This window comes from Streptomyces sp. NPDC012935 (assembly GCF_042900345.1).
GTDB lineage: Bacteria > Actinomycetota > Actinomycetes > Streptomycetales > Streptomycetaceae > Streptomyces.
The window spans coordinates 1-1,099 of sequence record NZ_JBIBBC010000113.1; the positions used below are offsets into that span (position 1 = coordinate 1).

Sequence of the window (1,099 nt, forward strand, 5' to 3'; positions counted from 1 at the left end):
GGCGGGGTCGGCATACTCCGGCTGGGGCATGAAGAGGTTGACGCCGAACGGGCGCTGGGTCAGGCTCCGCAGCTGCTTGATCTCCTGGTACATGCCGTCGGCGGTCTTGTACCCGGCGGCGAGGAAGCCCAGCCCGCCGGCCTCGGACACGGCAGCGGCGAGCCGCGGCACGGAGACACCGCCCGCCATGGGTGCCTGCACGATCGGGTGAGGCAGGAGATCGGTCAGTGCGGAGGACATGCCCGCATGTTGTCACGTCCTCCGAACAAGTCCGAATCGGCCCTTCCCCTTGCGGCGGAAGGGATCGGGCCGCTCGGGTCACCGTCCGTTGAAGGCGTCCTTCAGCCGCGAGAACAGCCCCTGCTGACCGGGCTGGAACTGGCCCTGGGGCCGCTCCTCGCCGCGCAGCTTGGACAGCTCGCGCAGCAGGCGCTCCTGCTCGGGGTCGAGCTTGGTGGGGGTCTGCACCTCGACGTGCACGATGAGGTCGCCTCGGCCGCCGCCGCGCAGATGGGTCACACCGCGGCCGTGCAGCGGGATCGACTGGCCGGACTGGGTGCCGGGCCGGATGTCGACCTCCTCCATGCCGTCCAGGGTCTCCAGCGGAACCTTGGTGCCGAGCGCCGCCGCCGTCATCGGGATGGTGACGGTGCAGTGCAGGTCGTCGCCGCGCCGCTGGAAGGTGCTGTGCGGCAGTTCGTGGATCTCGACGTACAGGTCGCCGGCGGGACCGCCGCCCGGGCCGACCTCGCCCTCGCCCGCGAGCTGGATGCGGGTGCCGTTGTCGACGCCGGCCGGGATCTTGACGGTGAGGGTGCGGCGGGACCGCACGCGTCCGTCGCCCGCGCACTCCGGGCACGGCGTGGGGACGACGGTGCCGAAGCCCTGGCACTGCGGGCAGGGGCGCGAGGTCATGACCTGGCCCAGGAAGGACCGGGTCACCTGCGACACCTCGCCGCGGCCGCGGCACATGTCGCAGGTCTGCGCGGAGGTGCCGGGGGCGGCGCCCTCGCCGTTGCAGGTGTTGCAGACGACGGCCGTGTCGACCTGGATGTCCTTCGTGGTGCCGAAGGCCGCCTCGTCGAGCTCGATCTCCAGC

Annotated in this window: 2 protein-coding genes; both read right to left on the bottom strand. The window is 72.0% G+C overall.

The window, feature by feature from the left end:
* Nucleotides 1–240, bottom strand: a 240-nt coding sequence (locus ACFY5C_RS41935; protein ID WP_389455364.1) for a nitronate monooxygenase, incomplete at its 3' end; no start/stop codon positions are given.
* A gap of 78 nt (nucleotides 241–318) precedes the next feature.
* A partial coding sequence (locus ACFY5C_RS41940) for a DnaJ C-terminal domain-containing protein (RefSeq protein ID WP_389455366.1) occupies nucleotides 319–1,099 on the bottom strand: 781 nt, incomplete at its 5' end.